The organism is Pseudoalteromonas sp. NZS11_1 (assembly GCF_015864275.1).
In the GTDB taxonomy this organism is placed as follows: domain Bacteria; phylum Pseudomonadota; class Gammaproteobacteria; order Enterobacterales; family Alteromonadaceae; genus Pseudoalteromonas; species Pseudoalteromonas arctica.
Window position 1 is genome coordinate 62,268 of the sequence record NZ_JADYXK010000014.1, and the last position, 17,617, is coordinate 79,884.

The following is a 17,617-nucleotide window of genomic DNA, read 5'->3' on the forward strand; positions in this document are numbered from 1 at the left end:
CTTTTAGTCTAAAAAAGAATAGTAAACGCACCTCTAGTGCTAATTGATTATTACTCATTACCTGTAAATTTATGTACTATTGGTAATAAGATATATTTTTTAGTAATAAGGTGCGTTTTTTAATGTCTGAGTTTTTATTGCACGATGAGCCAGTAAAACAAGTTTACCTTGATGCAAACGCAACGACCCCTGTGTTGCCTTGTATTGCTGATGTTGTTTCTCATACCATGCAAATATGTTTTGGTAATCCTTCAAGCCCGCACATTACAGGTATTCAAGCCAAGCATTTATTAGAACAAACACGTCAAAAAGCACACACGGTTATTGGCGCAAATAATGGTGATATTTTATTTACTTCTGGCGCAACAGAAGGTATTCAAACTGCGGTGGTTTCTACGCTAATAGAGGCTAAAAAACACCCGATTAAAAACCCCGTATTGTTATATGGTGCTACTGAGCATAAAGCGGTACCAAATACACTTAAGCACTGGAATAGCGTACTTGACGTTAATGCTGAGGTGCTTGCTATTCCGGTTGATAGTAACGGTATTTTAGATTTAGATTTTATAGCTAAACATATCGATAACGCTTTGATGATTTGCACCATGGCCGTTAATAACGAAACCGGTGTATATCAAGATTTACCCGCTATTGAGCAGGTAATTCGTAGCCGTAATAAAAATGTATCGTGGATGGTGGATTGCGTGCAGGCGCTCGGTAAACAAGCGCTCGCGCTGAGTGATACAACAATAGACTACGCACCTTTTTCGGGGCATAAGCTTTATGCACCTAAAGGTATTGGTTTTTTATATATTCGTAGTGGCAGTGCGTACACACCTTTTATAGCGGGTGGCGGTCAAGAAAGTGGAATGCGCTCAGGCACCGAAAATCTACCCGGTATTGCAGGGTTAAATAAGCTATTTAGTATGTTGCTTGATAAATCAGACGATACATTTAAACCAATTAGCATACTTAACTCTTATCGAAGCCAGTTACAAAGCGCGATAAAAGACACCTTTGGCGATATTACATTCAATCATGATTTTGCTTATAGCGTGCCTACCACACTTAACTTTGCTGTTAACGATTTAACGAGCAAAGAAGTGATTGATTTATTTGACGCTGCGGGTATTCGTGTAAGTGGAGGCTCGGCTTGTAGTACAGGCGCATCAACAAGTTTTGTTTTAGATGCAATGGGTGCAAGTAAGTGGCAAAGCGAAAACGCGATTAGGCTATCGTTTGGACCTGCTGCAACACAACACGATATTGATGATGCTTGTGTGCGTATTCGCGCTCTTAAAGCAATACTACAGGCAAACTGTTTAATCGTATCTGACAGCACCACACCACAACAAGAAGTATGCGCACTAGGCCTTACTCAATTTAGGCACCAAGGTGCATGTAGTTGGCTTTATGTGAGCGATGATAAACACGCTGTAATTATCGATCCTATTATTGAGCTTATTCCGCGCTTTGAAAAAATAGCTAATACACAAAACTTAACTATATCGGCGGTGCTTAATACTCATCTGCATCAAGAGCGAGAGTCAGCGACTAATTTACTAACCAGCGTTCTTGACTCAAGAGTTATAAAAGGTGAGGTTGATTCGCTAGGTTGGCCGCTAAATACAGCAAGTATTAACTTGGCAAACGACGTACTTGAAAAAGTAGTTACACCTGGGCACAGCAAAGACAGTGTAAGTTATTTATTAAAAAACAGTAATGGCGAAACGCGTTACTGTTTTTGTGGTGATTTAATACTGCCTGCAGGGCTTGGCAATACATCACTCATAGGTGGGGATGCAAAAGCAATGGCACGCTCTATTTTAGCAATGAGCGAGCAACTTAATAGCACCAGCATTATTTGCTCAGGGCACGACTACCAACAATGTTTTGCCATGAACTGGGCTGTACAGCAAAACCAAACACCATTACTTGATGCGTTAGTGAGCGGCAGTATTTCAGTTGATGAATTTGCAATACAAAAACAGCAGTACGACGCTTCAAAACAAGTAGATAACACGCAATTGTGTGGTTATGTAAATGCGTTACCTGAGGTTGATACACAGCAATTAAATTTTGATGACGCTAAAGTAATGTTAAACACCAGCGATACATATTTAATAGATACTCGGGAGCCGTATGAGCATGGAGCAAATAATGTTGCTCAGTTATTTAATACGCTAGATGAAAAAACATTAAATATACCACTTAGCAGAATGGCAAATGCGGTATTTGAAGGGCAATTAAACAAAAATAACAAGTACATTTTATTATGCCGTAGTGGTAACCGCTCAAAAATTGCTGCAACTAATTTAATGCAACTAGGATACAAAACGGTTTATAACCTAAGTGGCGGGTTAGCGCTTAGTAATTAAACAAAGATTGTAATTTATACAAAATCGGCTTTAGGGCCGATTTTTTTTGTTTTTAAGGTTTATTTGCTCGCAAGGTAAACATGCACAGTAATTAGTTAATGAGTATAAAAAGTAATTAGTAGTACTTATGAAAATTCATGAATATTTCATTTTGATTGATTAAGCTATGCCGTTGCCTTTAAAATTGCGGGTAAATTAATTTATAAAATTTTTATGATACCGGTGTCAAAAGCTAAAAATTGCGTTATCATCGGCATCTAAAATTATAAAAACAGCACTTTTTTTGCATTTTTAGTTATACTATCGGCGCTTTATTTTAGTGTAAATAAGCAGTGTTAAGAGTTTTGCTTTTATAAAAAACATTTTTAAATCAATTGATTGAAAAAACTAGAGGATATTTCCATGTCTAACCGAACGCAACTAGCAAGTTGGCAAGCACTAGAACAAAGTGCAGCTAAGATGAAACAAACACATCTGAAAACGTTATTTGCACAAGATGACACGCGCTTTTCTCAGTTTTCGACTCAAGTACCTGGCGTATTATTCGACTATTCTAAGCAACTTATTGATAACGATGTTTATGCTAACTTAATGTCGCTTGCTAAAGAATGCGATATTGCATCGTGGCGCGATAAAATGTTTAGCGGTGAAAAAATAAATATCACCGAGGATCGCTCAGTACTACATACGGCACTTCGTAATCGCGCTCACACTCCATTAATAGTGGATGGCGAAAACGTAACACAAGCCGTAGATAACGAATTAGCTAAAATTAAAGTGTTTGTAGAAAAAGTTCGTAGCGGTAAATGGTTAGGCTATACCGGTAAAGCGGTAAAAGATGTTGTAAGTATTGGCGTAGGTGGTTCTAACCTTGGCCCACAAATGGCAACTGAGGCATTAAAAGCACTTGCTGATGATACGTTAAATGTTCATTACGTATCTAATGCTGACGGTGTACAGATTTCGTCTATATTGAAAGCCATTGACCCTGAAACAACATTATTTGTTATTTCGTCAAAAACATTTACTACGTCAGAAACCATGACAAACGCTAAAACAGCGGTTGACTGGTTTTTACAAACAACAAAAGATGAAAGTACAATTGCAAAACATTTTGTTGCAGTAAGTACAAATTTAGAAAAAACGGCAGCCTTTGGTATCAGCGACGAAAACGTATTCACCATGTGGGATTGGGTTGGCGGTCGCTTTTCACTTTGGAGTGCGATAGGCTTACCAATTGCTTTATACTTAGGCTACGACGCCTTTGAAGCAATTTTAGAAGGCGCGTTTGAAATAGACGAGCACTTTAAATCTGCGCCGTTTGAGCAAAATATACCATTAATTATGGCGTTGCTTAGTGTATGGAATACGAGCTTTTTAGGCTACACAGCGCAAGCTATATTACCGTACGACCAAGCACTGCATATGTTGCCTGCGTATTTACAGCAAGGCGAAATGGAAAGTAACGGTAAACACGTTAACTTTGCAGGCGAAACGGTACCTTATACTACAGTTCCAATTATTTGGGGCATGACGGGTATTAATGGTCAGCACGCGTTTTATCAGTGTTTACACCAAGGTAATGTAATTGTACCTGCAGATTTTATTGCATCAGTTAAACCACAAGTGAATGTTGATAAGCATCACGATATTTTATTATCAAACTTTTTTGCACAAACAGAAGCGATGATGAGTGGTGTAGATGCAGCGCAAGTTACTGCTGATTTAACCGCTAAGGGTAAATCGCAAGCAGAGATTGATGAGTTATTAAATCATAAAATTCATCAAGGCAATCGTCCTACAACGTCTATGCTATTAGATACAGTAGATGCTAAAACAGTGGGCCGTTTAATTGCACTGTATGAGCATAAGATATTTTGCCAAGGCATTATTTTAGAAATATGTTCGTTTGACCAATGGGGTGTAGAGCTGGGTAAAGGTTTAGCATCTAAAATTGAGAGTGAACTCACTGATGAAAGCGTTAAACACGCTCATGATAGTTCGACAAACGGCTTAATGGCGTACTACAAACAAAACCGTACGCAGTAAAAAATTCGCTTACGCAAGTAAGTAAACCGAGTACCTTTGAACGGGTAGCGCTGGAGTGCTTAGGGTCTGTATTTTTGTGAGAGGAGATACAGGGCCCCTAAGGCTCATTTAATAAGCGCAATGATAAAAATAATAATAAATCATCGATACAGAACAATTCAGCAGGCTTTTATTTAAATACAGCTATAAAAGCCATCTAATCTAGCAATAAATAGGCATACCCGCGCATTTATAAAGTGTACTGGGTATCACAACGTAGAGAGTAACTATGCTTAATCCTTTTGATATTATAATTTTTGGGGGCGGTGGTGATCTTGCGTTACGCAAATTGCTACCTGCAATGTACAGAGCATATCAAGAAGGTAACTTACCTGAAGGCTCACGTATCCTACCAACAGTGCGCGAAGAATTGAAACGTGCTGAATACATAGAAACAGCGCATAAAGCATTACAAGAATTTTTAAGCAAAGGTGAGTTTAACGCTAAAGATTGGAAAGCGTTTTCTACTTTTTTAGTGCCAGTGGTAAGTAATGTTACAGAAGCAGACGACAACTGGGATGTGCTAAAAGGCATTTTAGATGAGCACGAAAGCACTAAGTCTCGCGTGTTTTATTTATCGCTTCCACCTGCTGTTTACGGCACATGTTGTGAAATATTATCGACTAAAGGTTTAATTACACCTACATCACGCGTTGTTGTTGAAAAGCCTATTGGTTATTGCGGTGATTCTGCTGAAGCAATTAATGGAAAAATTGCGGAATTTTTTAATGAAGAGCAAATTTTCCGTATTGACCATTACTTAGGTAAAGAAACAGTACAAAACTTAATGGCGCTACGTTTTTCAAACTCATTGTTTGAAAATATGTGGGATGCTAAATCTATTGATAACATCCAAATTAGCTTATCAGAAACTGTTGGTCTTGAAAGCCGTGCTGGTTTTTACGATAAAGCCGGTGCACTTCGTGACATGGTTCAAAACCATTTATTACAACTACTTTGTTTAGTTGCAATGGAGTCGCCTAATAAACTTAACGCTAACAGTATTCGTAACGAAAAATTAAAAGTATTAGAAGCACTTCGCCCACTAGTAGGTGGTGATGTTGATGAAAATATTGTTCGTGGTCAATACGTACCAGGTGACTTAAACGGTAAAATTGTACCGGGTTACTTAGAAGAGCTAAATGAAGGTTCTAGTAAAACAGAAACGTTTGTAGCTATTCGTGCACATATTGATAACTGGCGCTGGGCGGGTGTTCCATTTTACCTTCGTACGGGTAAACGTATGGCTAAGCGCTGTGCAGAAATTGTGGTTGAATACAAAAAAGTATCTCACAATATCTACGAAGATAACGTGGGTAATATCGAGCCAAATCGTCTTGTTATTCGTTTGCAACCAGAGGAAACAATTCAACTAACGCTTATGTCTAAGCGTCTTGATAACCTTCAAATGCAACTTGAGCCAGTGACAATGAATATTGAGCTTTCACAAGCTTACAGCAATGGTTTTCACTCAGATGCGTACAAGCGTTTAATGCTTGATGCCGCTGCAAATAACCCATCATTATTTATTCACCGTGATGAAGTTCGTCAAGCGTGGAAATGGATTGATCCAATCATTGACCGTTGGCAAGACAAAGGCAAGCCTGCGCTTTATCGTGCTGGTAGCTGGGGTCCTGAGGATGCTGATGAATTATTGGCAGAAAAAAGCCACGTGTGGTTTAACACAGGCGATAAGGTATAAGCATGGCAACACTAGTTGAAAAATTTTTTGACGATAAAGACGCGTTAACAGCTGAGCTTTCTGCAACGCTTGAGCAATCACTACGTGATGGTATTAAAAACGATGGCCGTGCTGTATTAATGGTGTCGGGTGGCTCGTCTCCTGCGCCCGCTTATAAGCATTTATCAACGCTTGATTTAGATTGGCAACATGTTGATGTTGCTATGGTTGATGAACGCTGGGTAGACCCAAGCCATGAAAAAAGTAACGAAGCATTTATTAAAAGCACGTTATTACAAAATTTTGGCAGTGCTGCAAACTTTATAACCATGAAAAACGATGCTGCAACCGCGCAGCAAGGCAGTGAAGTGTGTGAAGCCGCTTACAGTGCTTTAAAAGCGCCATACGATGTAACTATTCTAGGCATGGGCCCAGATGGTCATACAGCGTCGTTATTCCCAAATGCAGAAGGTTTAGAGCACGGTTTAACAACTGAGCAAACAGTATGTGCAATTAATGCGATACAAAGTGATGTGACGGGTAGTATTACTGAGCGAATGACGCTTACGTTAAATGCCATTGCGCAATCTAAAGTGGTTAAGCTTTTAATTAGCGGTGAAGAAAAACTCGCTGTTTATAAGCAAGCAAAAGCGGGCGGCGATGTTAATGACATGCCACTTCGCGCAGTGCTTAATCACCCAAGTATAAATATTGAAGTATATTGGGCGCCTTAATTTAGGTGCTAATTTAACTTTTAAAGGCCGCTTATATAAGCGGCCTTTTTTATTTGCTCAAATTTAAGCCTAAACACTGCAAAAAAACAGTCCTGAACTGTTAACCAATGTTAATGAATAACTTTGGTTTGTATTAAAATCAACCACGAAGTGTGTTGTTTTTGAACAAAATTTATGAGTTTGAGCTGTATGTTTTTTAGCAACGTTCAGATTTAGTTAAATTTTATTTTTTCATGGTCGTTGTCATAAAAGTTTCCCTTCCTTTTTTAGCTCAAAAGCATTAGCCTAAAGGTATTAACAATGAAACATATAAATTAAAATAAACGGAGCAGTAACATGGCGGAGCAACAAGTACAGCCTTTACACAACGAAAAACATGCCAACACTAAAATTCAAAACGGCATCAATGTAGAATTCATGAAAACTCAACATTTAGTGCCAGTAGTTGCACATGAGTTTGCACGCGTAGCAAACGAGTTTCCAATGTCATTCGTTAAAAACAACGAAAGCGGCACTTTTCAAGCTGTTGCTATGTTTGGCTTAGAGCCAGGCGAAAACCTTTTTGTAGAAGATGGCAAATGGACTGCAGCATTTGCACCTATGGCATCTACTCGTTACCCACTGGGCTTAGTTAAACACCCAGATCAAGATCAATACGGTATCGTAATTGACGAAGCAAGTGCGCTTGTTGGTGAAGACGAAGGTAATGCATTATTTGAAAACGGCGAAGAAACAGATTACCTAAAACGTCGTAAAGAAGCGCTTGTATCTTTCATTGAGTTTTCTCAAGTAACTGAAGCGTTCACTAAATTCCTTGCTGATAAAGAGCTACTAATTGCGCAAACGCTTACAGTAGACATTAAAGGCGAGAAAAAAGACATCAACGGTATTTACCTTATCGATGAGAAAAAGCTAAACGAGTTAAGCGATGCTGATTTCTTAGAGCTTCGTAAACGTGGTTACTTAGCACCAATTTATTCTTTCTTAACGTCTACTCATCAAGTAGCACGTTTAGCGCGTTTAAAAGCTAAACAAGCTTAATTATACCAATTGCATTAAATTAGTGATCTATTATAGCGATAAGAAAATGGCTCAATAACAAGGCTAAAATTATGATACATAGTTGTTCTATATAAATAATTTTCAACGTAGTTAGTGAGCTATTTAATACGCTAGAATGATCATGTTTTTAATAAAATTGGTATTACAAACACGTAAAATTTTAAAAAGCGCCTTAAGGCGCTTTTTTTATGCCATTAAACTCACTTTAGTTGAAATTAAGCCCGCAACCATTCACATTAGTTTATAACTTTCCCATAAAAGAACTCATTATGAAAACACCCTTATTAGCAATTTTTGCGAGCAGCCTTTTTGCTTTAAGTAATAGCGTATTCGCTGCAGAGACTCCTTTTGCCATTGCGATTCATGGTGGGGCAGGGACAATAGAAAAAGCACGCTTTACACCCGCTCAAGAAAAGCAGTACCGTGCTAAATTAACAGAGGCGGTAGAGACAGGTTATAAAGTATTGCACCAAGGCGGTGAAAGTTTAGATGCGGTAACTGCGGCAATTACAGTATTAGAGCAATCGCCTTATTTTAATGCAGGGCGTGGAGCGGTATACACTTACGATGGCGGGCATGAGCTTGATGCATCCATAATGGATGGTCGAAACCGTGAAGCAGGCGCAGTTGCGGGTGTAAAGCATATTGAGAGCCCGATTAAATTAGCGCGTTTGGTCATGGATAACTCTGTACACGTAATGCTTAGTGGGCAAGGCGCTGAGGAGTTTGCTAAAGAGCAAGGTGTTGAACTTGTCGAAAATAACTTATTTGATACCGAGCCTCGTTACAAAGCGCTTTTAAAAGCAAAACAAAAATTAGATAAAGCCAAAGCAACCAGTAAAAAGTACCAAGCTGCGCACAAAGCATTGCCTAACTCTTACAAAATGGGCACGGTTGGCGCAGTGGCGCTTGATAAAAACGGTAATTTAGCGGCAGGTACATCCACAGGAGGTATGACGGCAAAACGTTATGGCCGTGTAGGTGACGCGCCGGTAATTGGTGCTGGGACATTTGCTGAAAACGAATCGTGCGCAGTATCGGCAACAGGGCACGGTGAATATTTTATTCGCTATAACGTAGCGAGCGATATATGTGCGCGCGTTAAGTATCAAGGTAAAACCATAGCTGAAGCTGGAGATGAAGTTATAAACGGTGTGCTTAAGCCAATTGGTGGCACTGGCGGCGTTATTATTATTGATACTAAGGGGAATATTAGCTTGCCGTTTAATACCTCTGGCATGTATCGGGCAAGTAAATCGAATACGCAAGCGACCTACGTGGGCATTTTTAACGACGAATAAGCCAAAGCAATTTAATTAACCCCAACTCTGGTTAAGGGATTTACTAAAGTATTGAACCACAATGATATTTTAATTCATTTATTGCTAGCCAGTTATTTTCAGTGCAGTTAGCGCTGAAAATAACTGCTTGAGATAGATTTATTATTCGCAGTTTAGGTGAATCGCAGCGTTTATATAACAAACAACCCCGTGTTATGCATTTTGTAGGATTAACCCCGGCCGTTTAATTTGATACAATTATGGCTCTTTAACTAATTTTATAAGGTATGCGGGTGGTAAACCTAGGTCAGTTGTTTGGCGAGCTAAAAACGTGCTTGAAAAAAGATCAATTCATTTTCAAAAAACGCTTACATGGCGTAAAAAAAATAACGGATGAAAACAAGCATGCCAACGCGCTTGAAAAAATAGCGGCTGATATAACCCGTAGCCAAGAATTACGTGATAAACGCTTAGCGGGCCTTCCTAAAGTGACTTACCCTGAGCAATTGCCAGTAAGTCAAAAAAAGGAAACAATTAAAGACGCCATTGCAAATAACCAAGTGGTTATTATTGCAGGTGAGACGGGCTCAGGTAAAACAACTCAAATACCTAAAATGTGTTTAGAGCTTGGCCGTGGTGTTGATGGCTTAATAGGCCATACTCAACCACGCCGATTAGCAGCGCGAACGGTGGCTAACCGTATTGCTGAAGAAATGAAGTGCGAACTTGGTCAGCAAGTCGGTTTTAAAATTCGTTTTAGCGATCAGGTTTCTAATAATACGTACGTTAAACTCATGACTGACGGTATTTTACTGGCAGAAATTCAGCAAGATCGATTTTTAAACCAATACGACACCATAATTATAGATGAAGCGCACGAGCGTAGCTTAAACATCGACTTTATTTTAGGTTACTTAAAAAACCTACTTCCAAAACGTCCCGATTTAAAAATAATAATTACGTCTGCAACCATCGATCCTGAGCGCTTTTCAAAGCATTTTGATGATGCGCCCATTATAGAAGTATCGGGTCGTACTTTCCCTGTTGATGTGCGTTACAACCCAACGGCCGATATTAATAAAGAAGATATGGAAGCCGAGGGCGATCAGCTACAAGGTATTTTTGATGCTGTTGACGAACTGTGCGCGGAAGGTCCTGGCGACATACTGATATTTTTAAACGGTGAGCGTGAAATACGCGATACCGCTGATGCACTTAGCAAGCGTAATTTAAAACACACTGATGTATTACCACTTTACTCGCGCTTATCTAACGCAGAGCAAAACCGTATATTTGCGCCACATTCTCGTCGTCATATTATTTTATCGACCAACGTAGCCGAAACGTCACTAACCGTGCCTGGTATTCGTTATGTCATAGATCCAGGTACTGCGCGTATAAGCCGCTACAGTTATCGTACAAAAGTTCAGCGCCTGCCAATAGAACCTATATCGCAAGCAAGTGCTAATCAGCGTATGGGTCGTTGTGGACGTGTTGAAGCGGGTATTTGTATTCGCTTGTACTCTGAGGATGATTTTTTATCGCGCCCAGAGTTTACCGACCCTGAAATACTGCGTACTAATCTTGCCTCAGTTATTTTGCAAATGTTGGCACTCGGGCTTGGTGATATGGCGCAATTTCCGTTTGTGCAAGCGCCAGATAGCCGTAATATAAGTGATGGTTTATCGTTATTAGAAGAACTACAAGCAGTAAAACCAGACAAACGTGATAGTAAAACGAGTTTAACCGCTTCAGGTAGAGAACTCAGCCGATTACCGGTAGACCCTCGTTTAGCTAAAATGGTGCTCACAGCTCACAAACTTGGCGCATTGCGTGAAGTGATTGTTATTGTGGCGGCGTTGTCGATTCAAGATCCACGCGAACGCCCGCAAGAAAAACGTGCTGCAGCCAATGAAAAACACGGTCGCTTTGACGACCCAGATTCAGACTTTATCGCTTTTTTGAACTTATGGAATTACCTAGAAGAGCAACAAAGCGAGCTGACTAACGGCCAGTTTAGAAAGCTGTGTCAAAAAGATTTCCTAGCCTATATGCGCCTGCGTGAGTGGCAAGATATTGTTTATCAAATAAGTACTGTGTGTAACGAAATGGGCATGAAAGCAACCAGCCAAGCTGCTGATGGCGAACTTGTTCATAAAGCGTTATTAAGCGGAATGCTGAGCCATATTGGCTTTAAAGATGAGAAGCAAATATACAAAGGTGCACGTAATAGTCAGTTTCATATTTTTCCGGGTTCAGGTTTATTTAAAAAGAGCCCTAAATGGATCATGTCAGCGGAGCTGGTAGAAACCAGTAAATTATATGCCCGCACAAATGCAAAAATAGACATTAACTGGGTAGAACCATTAGCGCAGCATTTAGTAAAACGTAGCTATACAGAGCCACACTGGGAGAAAAAACCAGGTGCGGTAATCGCGTTTGAGCAGCAAACTTTGTACGGCTTACTTGTCGTAAATAAACGCCGCTGTGTTTATAGCAACATAGACCCTAAAGTGAGCCGAGAGCTTTTTGTGCGCACTGCATTAGTTGAGCAAGAGCTGGGCTTAAACGAGGGCTTTTTAGCATTTAACAGTGAGCTTATTGAAGATATTCAAGTTCTGGAAAATAAGTCGCGTCGTCGTGATATTTTAGTTGATGAGCAAACGTTATTTGAGTTTTACGATAAAAAAATACCCAAAGAAATTAATAACCGCGCTGCATTTTTAAAATGGTATAAAACACAAAAACAACAAAATAAGCATTACCTACACATGACTCGTGAAGAGCTAATGCAGCATGGTGCAAGTAATATCACTGAGTTTGACTACCCTGACACATGGCAGCAAGACAATATTATACTGCCGCTTGCTTATCATTTTGACCCAGGCCAAGCAGTTGATGGCGTTGCGGTACAAATACCGGTAGCACTTTTAAATCAAGTACAAGAGAGTGGTTTTGACTGGCATATACCTGCATTTAGACATGAGCTAATAAGTGGGCTTATAAAGTCATTACCTAAATCGCTTCGCCGTAATTTTGTGCCAGCACCAAATTACGCAGATGCAGTACTTGCAGCTATTGAGCCAATGCAAGGTAGCTTAATTGATGCTTTAGCTACACGTTTATTAAGAATGACAGGTGTGAGAGTTGATATGGAGGCGTGGGATTTAACCGCGCTTGCACCGCATTTACGATTACAGTTTGAAGTACGTGATGAACACGATAAGTTACTTGCTCGTGGACTTGATTTAGCCAAACTTAAAGCAGAGCTGCAAGGTGAAGTAACCGAAACACTGTCTAAAGTAGCCGATAAAGGCATTGAAAAATCAGACCTAACACAATGGGACTTTGGTGAGCTGCCAGCGTCATATGTTAAAAAACAAGGTCAATACGAAATAAAAGCATACCCTGCGCTGGTGGATAAAAAATCAGCCGCTGCAGTGGAGCTTTTTGATAGTGAAGCAAAAGCGCAGCAAGCGCATCAACAAGGTTTGCGCCGTTTAGTATTGTTAAATGTGCCGTCGCCAATTAAGTACTTACAACAAAACTTACCGAATAAGGCAAAGCTGGGTTTGTACTTTAACCCATTTGGTAAAATAGCTGATTTAATTGATGACTGTATCGCCGCAGGTGTTGATAGCTTATTAGTGAAACACGGCGATATACGCGATGAAAAAGTATTTGAAACAGTAAAAGAGCAAATACGAGGTGAGCTCGGTGATGCCGTTGTATCGATTGCAACGCAAGTTGAGCAAGTATTAAGTATTGCGCACGCACTGCATAAAAAAATGAAAGGGCGCGTTGATTTAACCATGATAACTGCGCATGGCGATATAAAATCACAGCTTGAGTCACTTATATTTAAAGGTTTTGTGAGCGCGCATGGCGCAGATAAAATAACGGATTTAATTCGTTATTTAAAAGCGATTCAAAAACGTTTAGAGAAGCTGCCTGTGGATCCAAATCGTGATAGGTTATGCGTACTAGAGTTGGATAAAGTTGCTCAAGAGTACAAAAAAGTAGTTAATAAAACGCCTAAAGGCTTGCCTATTCCACAAGAAGTAACCGCTATTTTTTGGATGCAACAAGAGCTTAGAGTGTCGCTATTTGCTCAAACGCTTGGAACTCCTTACCCAATTTCGGCTAAGCGAGTACTTAATGCGATAAAAGAGATAGAATAAAACTTGCATTTTCTATTAAGCTTAGTACCTTAATAGGAGGATTTATTTTTGTTTTGAAAAGGAAGTGACATAGTTATGTCCTCATCGATTGAACATAAAACAAAGCGACTTTTAGTGGTAGACGACGAGTATTTTAATTTTGAAATGCTCAAAGCAGCACTCGCGTCGAAATTTGATGTTAGTTATGCAGATTCAGGGCAAAGCTGTCTTGCATCGGCAATTGCGAGTCCGCCAGATATAATTTTGCTTGATGTTTGTATGCCTGGTCTTGATGGTTATGATACATGCCGAATGCTAAAACACACACCTGAAACAAAAAATATTCCTGTTGTTATGGTATCGGGCCTAGAGTCTCCATCTGAAAAACAAGCAGGGTTTGACGCTGGTTGTAACGCATATGTTGTAAAGCCATTTTCAGTGGGTGCTTTGTTGGAAGAAATTAACACGGTTTTTTAGAGGTAACGTATGTTTACTGATGATAAGCGAAATTTTAGACGCATGCAGATCAATACACCTGCAAATTTAACAACGATAGAACCCATAGCGGGTTTAAGTTTTGCCGCAGAGTGCGTGGATTTAAGTGCAACAGGTTTATCAATTCATTTAGATGAATTACTTGAACCTAATACATTACTGACGGTGAACATTGATTCGACTCACCCAAGTATTGCGCCTTTAAATGCAACAGCAAAAGTAATACGTGCCAGCAAAGAAGATGATGGCACGGTAACAGCAGGTCTTGAAATCATTCAGTTTAACTAACTTGAATCCAGTTAAACTCAATAGTAGATATTAAAAAACCTTACAGATTAAGCCTTTTAAATAAAAGCCTTCAGGGTAGCTGCCAGCAATTGGGTGATCAGCTGCCTGGTTTAATCGCTCCATTATAAGTAGGTCTTTACCTGCATCAAGTGCTGCATCGGCTACTACTTTTTGAAATAAGTTTTGTTCCATTAAACCAGAGCATGAGAACGTTAGTAATGTTCCACCTGGTTTTAGTATTTGCATGGCAATCATATTGATATCTTTATAACCACGACACGCACCGGTTAGCTGCGCTTTATTATCAGCAAACTTTGGTGGGTCCATTACGATGGTATCAAACTGTCTGCCTTCGTCGCGGTATTGGCGTAGTAACTTAAATACATCCTGCTTAACAAAACTTACTTTATTTAAATCTAAGTTATTATGCTCAACATTACGTTTTGCTGTATCTAAAGCGGGTTGAGATACGTCTACGTTAGTTACATGCTCACATCCACCACGCAGGGCGTACAACGAAAATGTACCTGTATAACTAAAACAGTTAAGTACCGTTTTATCCTTTGAAAAACGCTCAAGTGCGGCGCGGCTATCGCGTTGATCTAAATAAAAGCCCGTTTTATGTCCATCAATTATATCGACTTCAATTTTAAAACCGTTTTCCTCAATAAGTACCGGCTGTGTTGGTTCATTACCCCAAAGAGCGCCTTTTATTGGCTCTAAGCCTTCTTTAGTGCGTACTTCTACGTCTGAGCGCTCGTATATGCTAGAGCCTGGGAAAATAGACATCAACGCGCCAACAATCTCGCCTTTATGACGCTCGGCACCCGCACTTAGTAGCTGACACACTAACACGTTATCAAACTTATCGATTGTAACGCCTGGTAAGTAATCAGACTCCGCAGCACATAATCTAAAGCCTGTGAGCCCGCCTTCTTCTATTACTTGGCTACGTGCTTCTAATGAGCGGCGTAAACGGCGTTCAAAAAAGTTTTGATCGATGACTTCTTTTTCGTCAAAGCTCCAAACACGTGCGCGAATTTGTGAGTGAGGGCTGTAAGCAGCAGTTGCTAAAAACTTACCTTCGCTATCGTGAATCGTTACTGTGTCGCCTAATCCAGGTTTACCTTTAATTTTTTTGATGGCTTTTGAAAATAACCAAGGGTGTTTTCTTTTTAATGATTTATCGCGACCAGCTTGTAGGTAAACGGCAGATGACATAAGGCTTCTCAGTAGTAATAAATAAGCGCTGTATTTTAGTCAAGCAAGGAGCAACATACAATGAATGTTTTGCAAGGTGGGCATAAAGCACGGTAAAGTACGGATAATTTATCGATTCATTAGCTTTTGGAACCTAATAGTGCCTGACGCCGTTTTAAGCCCCGATTTAAAAATACTCAATTCACAATGTAGAGAGTTTATAGCCTCTTTAGTGCATGCCGATGTAGCTCACGATATTACCCATATAGAACGAGTGGTGCGCGTTGCAATACAGCTATGTAATGCGGAGCAGGCAAACATGTCAGTTGTATTACCTGCAGCGTGGATGCATGACTGTGTGGCGGTGGCTAAAAATCATCCTGATCGTGCAAAAGCCTCTACTATGGCAGCCGATAAGGCATTGGAATTTATAAAATCTATTAATTATGACGAGTCACTTTTTGATGAGATTCATCATGCCATTGCCGCTCATAGCTTCAGCGCAAATATAAAAATTAAAACAGTTGAAGCGCAAATAGTACAAGATGCTGACAGAATGGATGCATTGGGCGCTATTGGAGTGAGTCGCTGCATGAAAGTAGGCGGATCAATTTCTCGGTTATTGTATAACCCAGAAGACCCTTTTTGTGTTGAACGCGAGGCTGATGATAAAACATACACGCTTGATCACTTTTTTATAAAGTTATTACATATTGCCGATAGCATGAATACGCCATCTGCTAAAGCAGAAGCGAATAGACGTACAACCTACATGCATGAATTTTTAGAGCAATTAAAGTCAGAAATAGGTGAGCAACGTGAATAATACAAGCATACCTAAATTATCTGGGATTGATCATTGCCATTTAAATGTTGATAACTTGGTTGATGCCGTTAAGTGGTATGAGCGTGTTTTAGGTTTTAGTGTAGTACCCGAGCTTGCCTTTTGGGATGAGGACGGACGCGGCCCTTTAACACTTGAAGATACTAGTTCAACAACTCGTTTAGCACTTTTTGAAGGTGAGGGGCGTAGTAAAGGGATTGCATTTTTGGCCTCAGGGGATCAATTTATTCAATGGCGTAATCATCTTGAGGGTTTAAATATAAAAGTAGTTTTAGCAGATCATGGTGTAACGTTTTCTATGTACTTTAAAGATGAGAGTAGCAATAGCCATGAAATTACGTCACATGACTATGGTTATATAAAGTCTTACTACCCAAATGTTGAGCTTGGCTCTCACAGCGCTAAAAAGAATTAGCTTTCTTGATTTGAATTTTTTATAGCAAGAATATCGTCTAATTTTTTCACAAATAGTTCGATTAGAGCGGGATCAAAATGAGCTCCTGCTTGCTCTTGCATATGTAAAACTGTTTTCTCTACACTCCATGCCTCTTTATAAGGGCGTTTTGAAGTCAGAGCATCAAAAACGTCAGCAACGGCAACAATTCTACCTTCAATTGATATTTCTTCGCCTTTGATCCCGTTAGGATAGCCTGAACCATCCCATTTTTCGTGGTGTTCAATAGCAAGTTTATGAGCGAGTTGTAATAATGGCGATGAAGAATTTGCTAATATTTGTGCACCAATTATGGCGTGTTTCTTCATATGCTCAAACTCTTCAAAAGTTAACTTTCCTGGCTTGAGTAAGATAGCATCAGGGATACCTATTTTCCCAACATCGTGCATTGGGGCGGCTTGGCGTAAAAGCTCTGCACTTTGCTCATCCATACCTAGCGCTAATGCTAATACTTTGCTGTATTGGCTCATACGCACTATATGTTCGCCAGTGTCAGTATCTTTATATTCAGCAGCACGGCCTAGGCGTTGTACTAAATCTACATGTGCTTGTTTTAATTGCTCAGCTTGCACTAGCGATAAGTGAGTTTTAACTCTAGCTCTTACAATAGCAGGGCTTATTGGCTTAGTAATATAATCTACGGCACCAAGTTCAAAACCTTTAAATTCATCGCTTTCATCACCAAGTGCAGTTACAAAAATAATTGGGATGTGTGATGTTTTAGGGTTGCCTTTAACTATTTGACATACTTCAAAACCATTCATATCTGGCATCATTATGTCGAGCAAGATTAGCTTTGGTAGTTCTTTTTCAAGTAGTGCCAATGCGGCATCACCCGATTTAGCAAACGACATACGATATTGATTACCTAACACTTCGCGCATTACTTTTAGATTTGCAGGCTCATCGTCAACAATTAATACTCGTGGCCTATCTGTTGTAAAATCCATTAA

The 17,617-nt window shown here is 39.7% G+C and carries 13 protein-coding genes; 11 read left to right on the plus strand and 2 right to left on the minus strand.

Features of this window, described 5'->3' with window-relative positions; all coding sequences use genetic code 11:
* Positions 1–122 precede the first annotated feature (122 nt).
* The 9 genes from I6F44_RS11525 (at position 123) to I6F44_RS11565 (ending at position 14,166) form a co-directional block, all read left to right on the plus strand.
* The gene (locus I6F44_RS11525; protein WP_197173807.1) at positions 123–2,378 is read left to right on the plus strand and encodes an aminotransferase class V-fold PLP-dependent enzyme; all 2,256 of its coding nucleotides are present in this window, start codon (positions 123–125) and stop codon (positions 2,376–2,378) included.
* Positions 2,379–2,780: 402 nt separating this feature from the next.
* On the plus strand, positions 2,781–4,427 hold the full coding sequence (pgi, locus tag I6F44_RS11530) for a glucose-6-phosphate isomerase (protein ID WP_197173808.1): 1,647 nt from the start codon (positions 2,781–2,783) through the stop codon (positions 4,425–4,427).
* 268 nt (positions 4,428–4,695) lie between these two features.
* Positions 4,696–6,168: a glucose-6-phosphate dehydrogenase gene (gene zwf, locus I6F44_RS11535; RefSeq protein ID WP_197173809.1), complete on the plus strand. Its 1,473-nt coding sequence runs from the start codon at positions 4,696–4,698 to the stop codon at positions 6,166–6,168.
* A 2-nt stretch (positions 6,169–6,170) separates the two neighbouring features.
* Complete coding sequence (gene pgl, locus I6F44_RS11540; protein WP_007581060.1) at positions 6,171–6,881, plus strand: 6-phosphogluconolactonase; 711 nt, start codon at positions 6,171–6,173, stop codon at positions 6,879–6,881.
* A gap of 336 nt (positions 6,882–7,217) precedes the next feature.
* A complete protein-coding gene (locus I6F44_RS11545) occupies positions 7,218–7,922 on the plus strand; it encodes a SapC family protein (RefSeq protein WP_002961447.1) in 705 nt (234 codons plus the stop codon).
* Positions 7,923–8,212: 290 nt separating this feature from the next.
* The gene (locus I6F44_RS11550) at positions 8,213–9,244 is read left to right on the plus strand and encodes an isoaspartyl peptidase/L-asparaginase family protein (RefSeq protein ID WP_007581062.1); all 1,032 of its coding nucleotides are present in this window, start codon (positions 8,213–8,215) and stop codon (positions 9,242–9,244) included.
* A 272-nt stretch (positions 9,245–9,516) separates the two neighbouring features.
* Entirely contained in the window at positions 9,517–13,404 is a 3,888-nt protein-coding gene (gene hrpA, locus I6F44_RS11555) for an ATP-dependent RNA helicase HrpA (protein WP_197173810.1), read from the plus strand.
* A 75-nt stretch (positions 13,405–13,479) separates the two neighbouring features.
* Positions 13,480–13,860, plus strand: a complete 381-nt coding sequence (locus I6F44_RS11560; protein WP_007581064.1) for a response regulator — start codon at positions 13,480–13,482, stop codon at positions 13,858–13,860.
* A gap of 9 nt (positions 13,861–13,869) precedes the next feature.
* Positions 13,870–14,166 carry a PilZ domain-containing protein gene (locus tag I6F44_RS11565; protein WP_007581065.1) on the plus strand — a complete coding sequence of 99 codons (297 nt, stop codon included), beginning with the start codon at positions 13,870–13,872 and terminating at the stop codon, positions 14,164–14,166.
* 30 nt (positions 14,167–14,196) lie between these two features.
* Here I6F44_RS11565 and I6F44_RS11570 read toward each other — a convergent pair whose 3' ends face one another.
* Complete coding sequence (locus tag I6F44_RS11570) at positions 14,197–15,387, minus strand: class I SAM-dependent methyltransferase (RefSeq protein ID WP_121954326.1); 1,191 nt, start codon at positions 15,385–15,387, stop codon at positions 14,197–14,199.
* Positions 15,388–15,451: 64 nt separating this feature from the next.
* Here I6F44_RS11570 and I6F44_RS11575 point away from each other — a divergent pair, with 64 nt between their 5' ends.
* Together I6F44_RS11575 and I6F44_RS11580 are read left to right on the plus strand one after the other, a co-directional pair.
* Entirely contained in the window at positions 15,452–16,192 is a 741-nt protein-coding gene (locus tag I6F44_RS11575; protein WP_231612832.1) for an HD domain-containing protein, read from the plus strand.
* On the plus strand, positions 16,185–16,625 hold the full coding sequence (locus I6F44_RS11580; protein ID WP_197173812.1) for a VOC family protein: 441 nt from the start codon (positions 16,185–16,187) through the stop codon (positions 16,623–16,625). The genes I6F44_RS11575 and I6F44_RS11580 overlap by 8 nt, the downstream gene beginning before the upstream one ends.
* Here the strand turns inward: I6F44_RS11580 and I6F44_RS11585 are convergent.
* Positions 16,622–17,614: a response regulator gene (locus tag I6F44_RS11585; protein WP_197173813.1), complete on the minus strand. Its 993-nt coding sequence runs from the start codon at positions 17,612–17,614 to the stop codon at positions 16,622–16,624. The two genes, I6F44_RS11580 and I6F44_RS11585, sit on opposite strands and share 4 nt — an antisense overlap.
* Between the last annotated feature and the right edge of the window lie 3 nt (positions 17,615–17,617).

Bases quoted from the DNA above. Each gene is read 5' to 3' on its own strand.
- I6F44_RS11570 (WP_121954326.1), bottom strand. From the start codon at position 15,387: ATGTCATCTGCCGTTTACCTACAAGCTGGTCGCGATAAATCATTAAAA.
- I6F44_RS11545 (WP_002961447.1), top strand. From the start codon at position 7,218: ATGGCGGAGCAACAAGTACAGCCTTTACACAACGAAAAACATGCCAAC.
- I6F44_RS11575 (WP_231612832.1), top strand. From the start codon at position 15,452: ATGTTTTGCAAGGTGGGCATAAAGCACGGTAAAGTACGGATAATTTAT.
- I6F44_RS11525 (WP_197173807.1), top strand. From the start codon at position 123: ATGTCTGAGTTTTTATTGCACGATGAGCCAGTAAAACAAGTTTACCTT.
- I6F44_RS11550 (WP_007581062.1), top strand. From the start codon at position 8,213: ATGAAAACACCCTTATTAGCAATTTTTGCGAGCAGCCTTTTTGCTTTA.
- I6F44_RS11560 (WP_007581064.1), top strand. From the start codon at position 13,480: ATGTCCTCATCGATTGAACATAAAACAAAGCGACTTTTAGTGGTAGAC.
- I6F44_RS11585 (WP_197173813.1), bottom strand. From the start codon at position 17,614: ATGGATTTTACAACAGATAGGCCACGAGTATTAATTGTTGACGATGAG.
- zwf (WP_197173809.1), top strand. From the start codon at position 4,696: ATGCTTAATCCTTTTGATATTATAATTTTTGGGGGCGGTGGTGATCTT.
- I6F44_RS11565 (WP_007581065.1), top strand. From the start codon at position 13,870: ATGTTTACTGATGATAAGCGAAATTTTAGACGCATGCAGATCAATACA.
- pgi (WP_197173808.1), top strand. From the start codon at position 2,781: ATGTCTAACCGAACGCAACTAGCAAGTTGGCAAGCACTAGAACAAAGT.
- pgl (WP_007581060.1), top strand. From the start codon at position 6,171: ATGGCAACACTAGTTGAAAAATTTTTTGACGATAAAGACGCGTTAACA.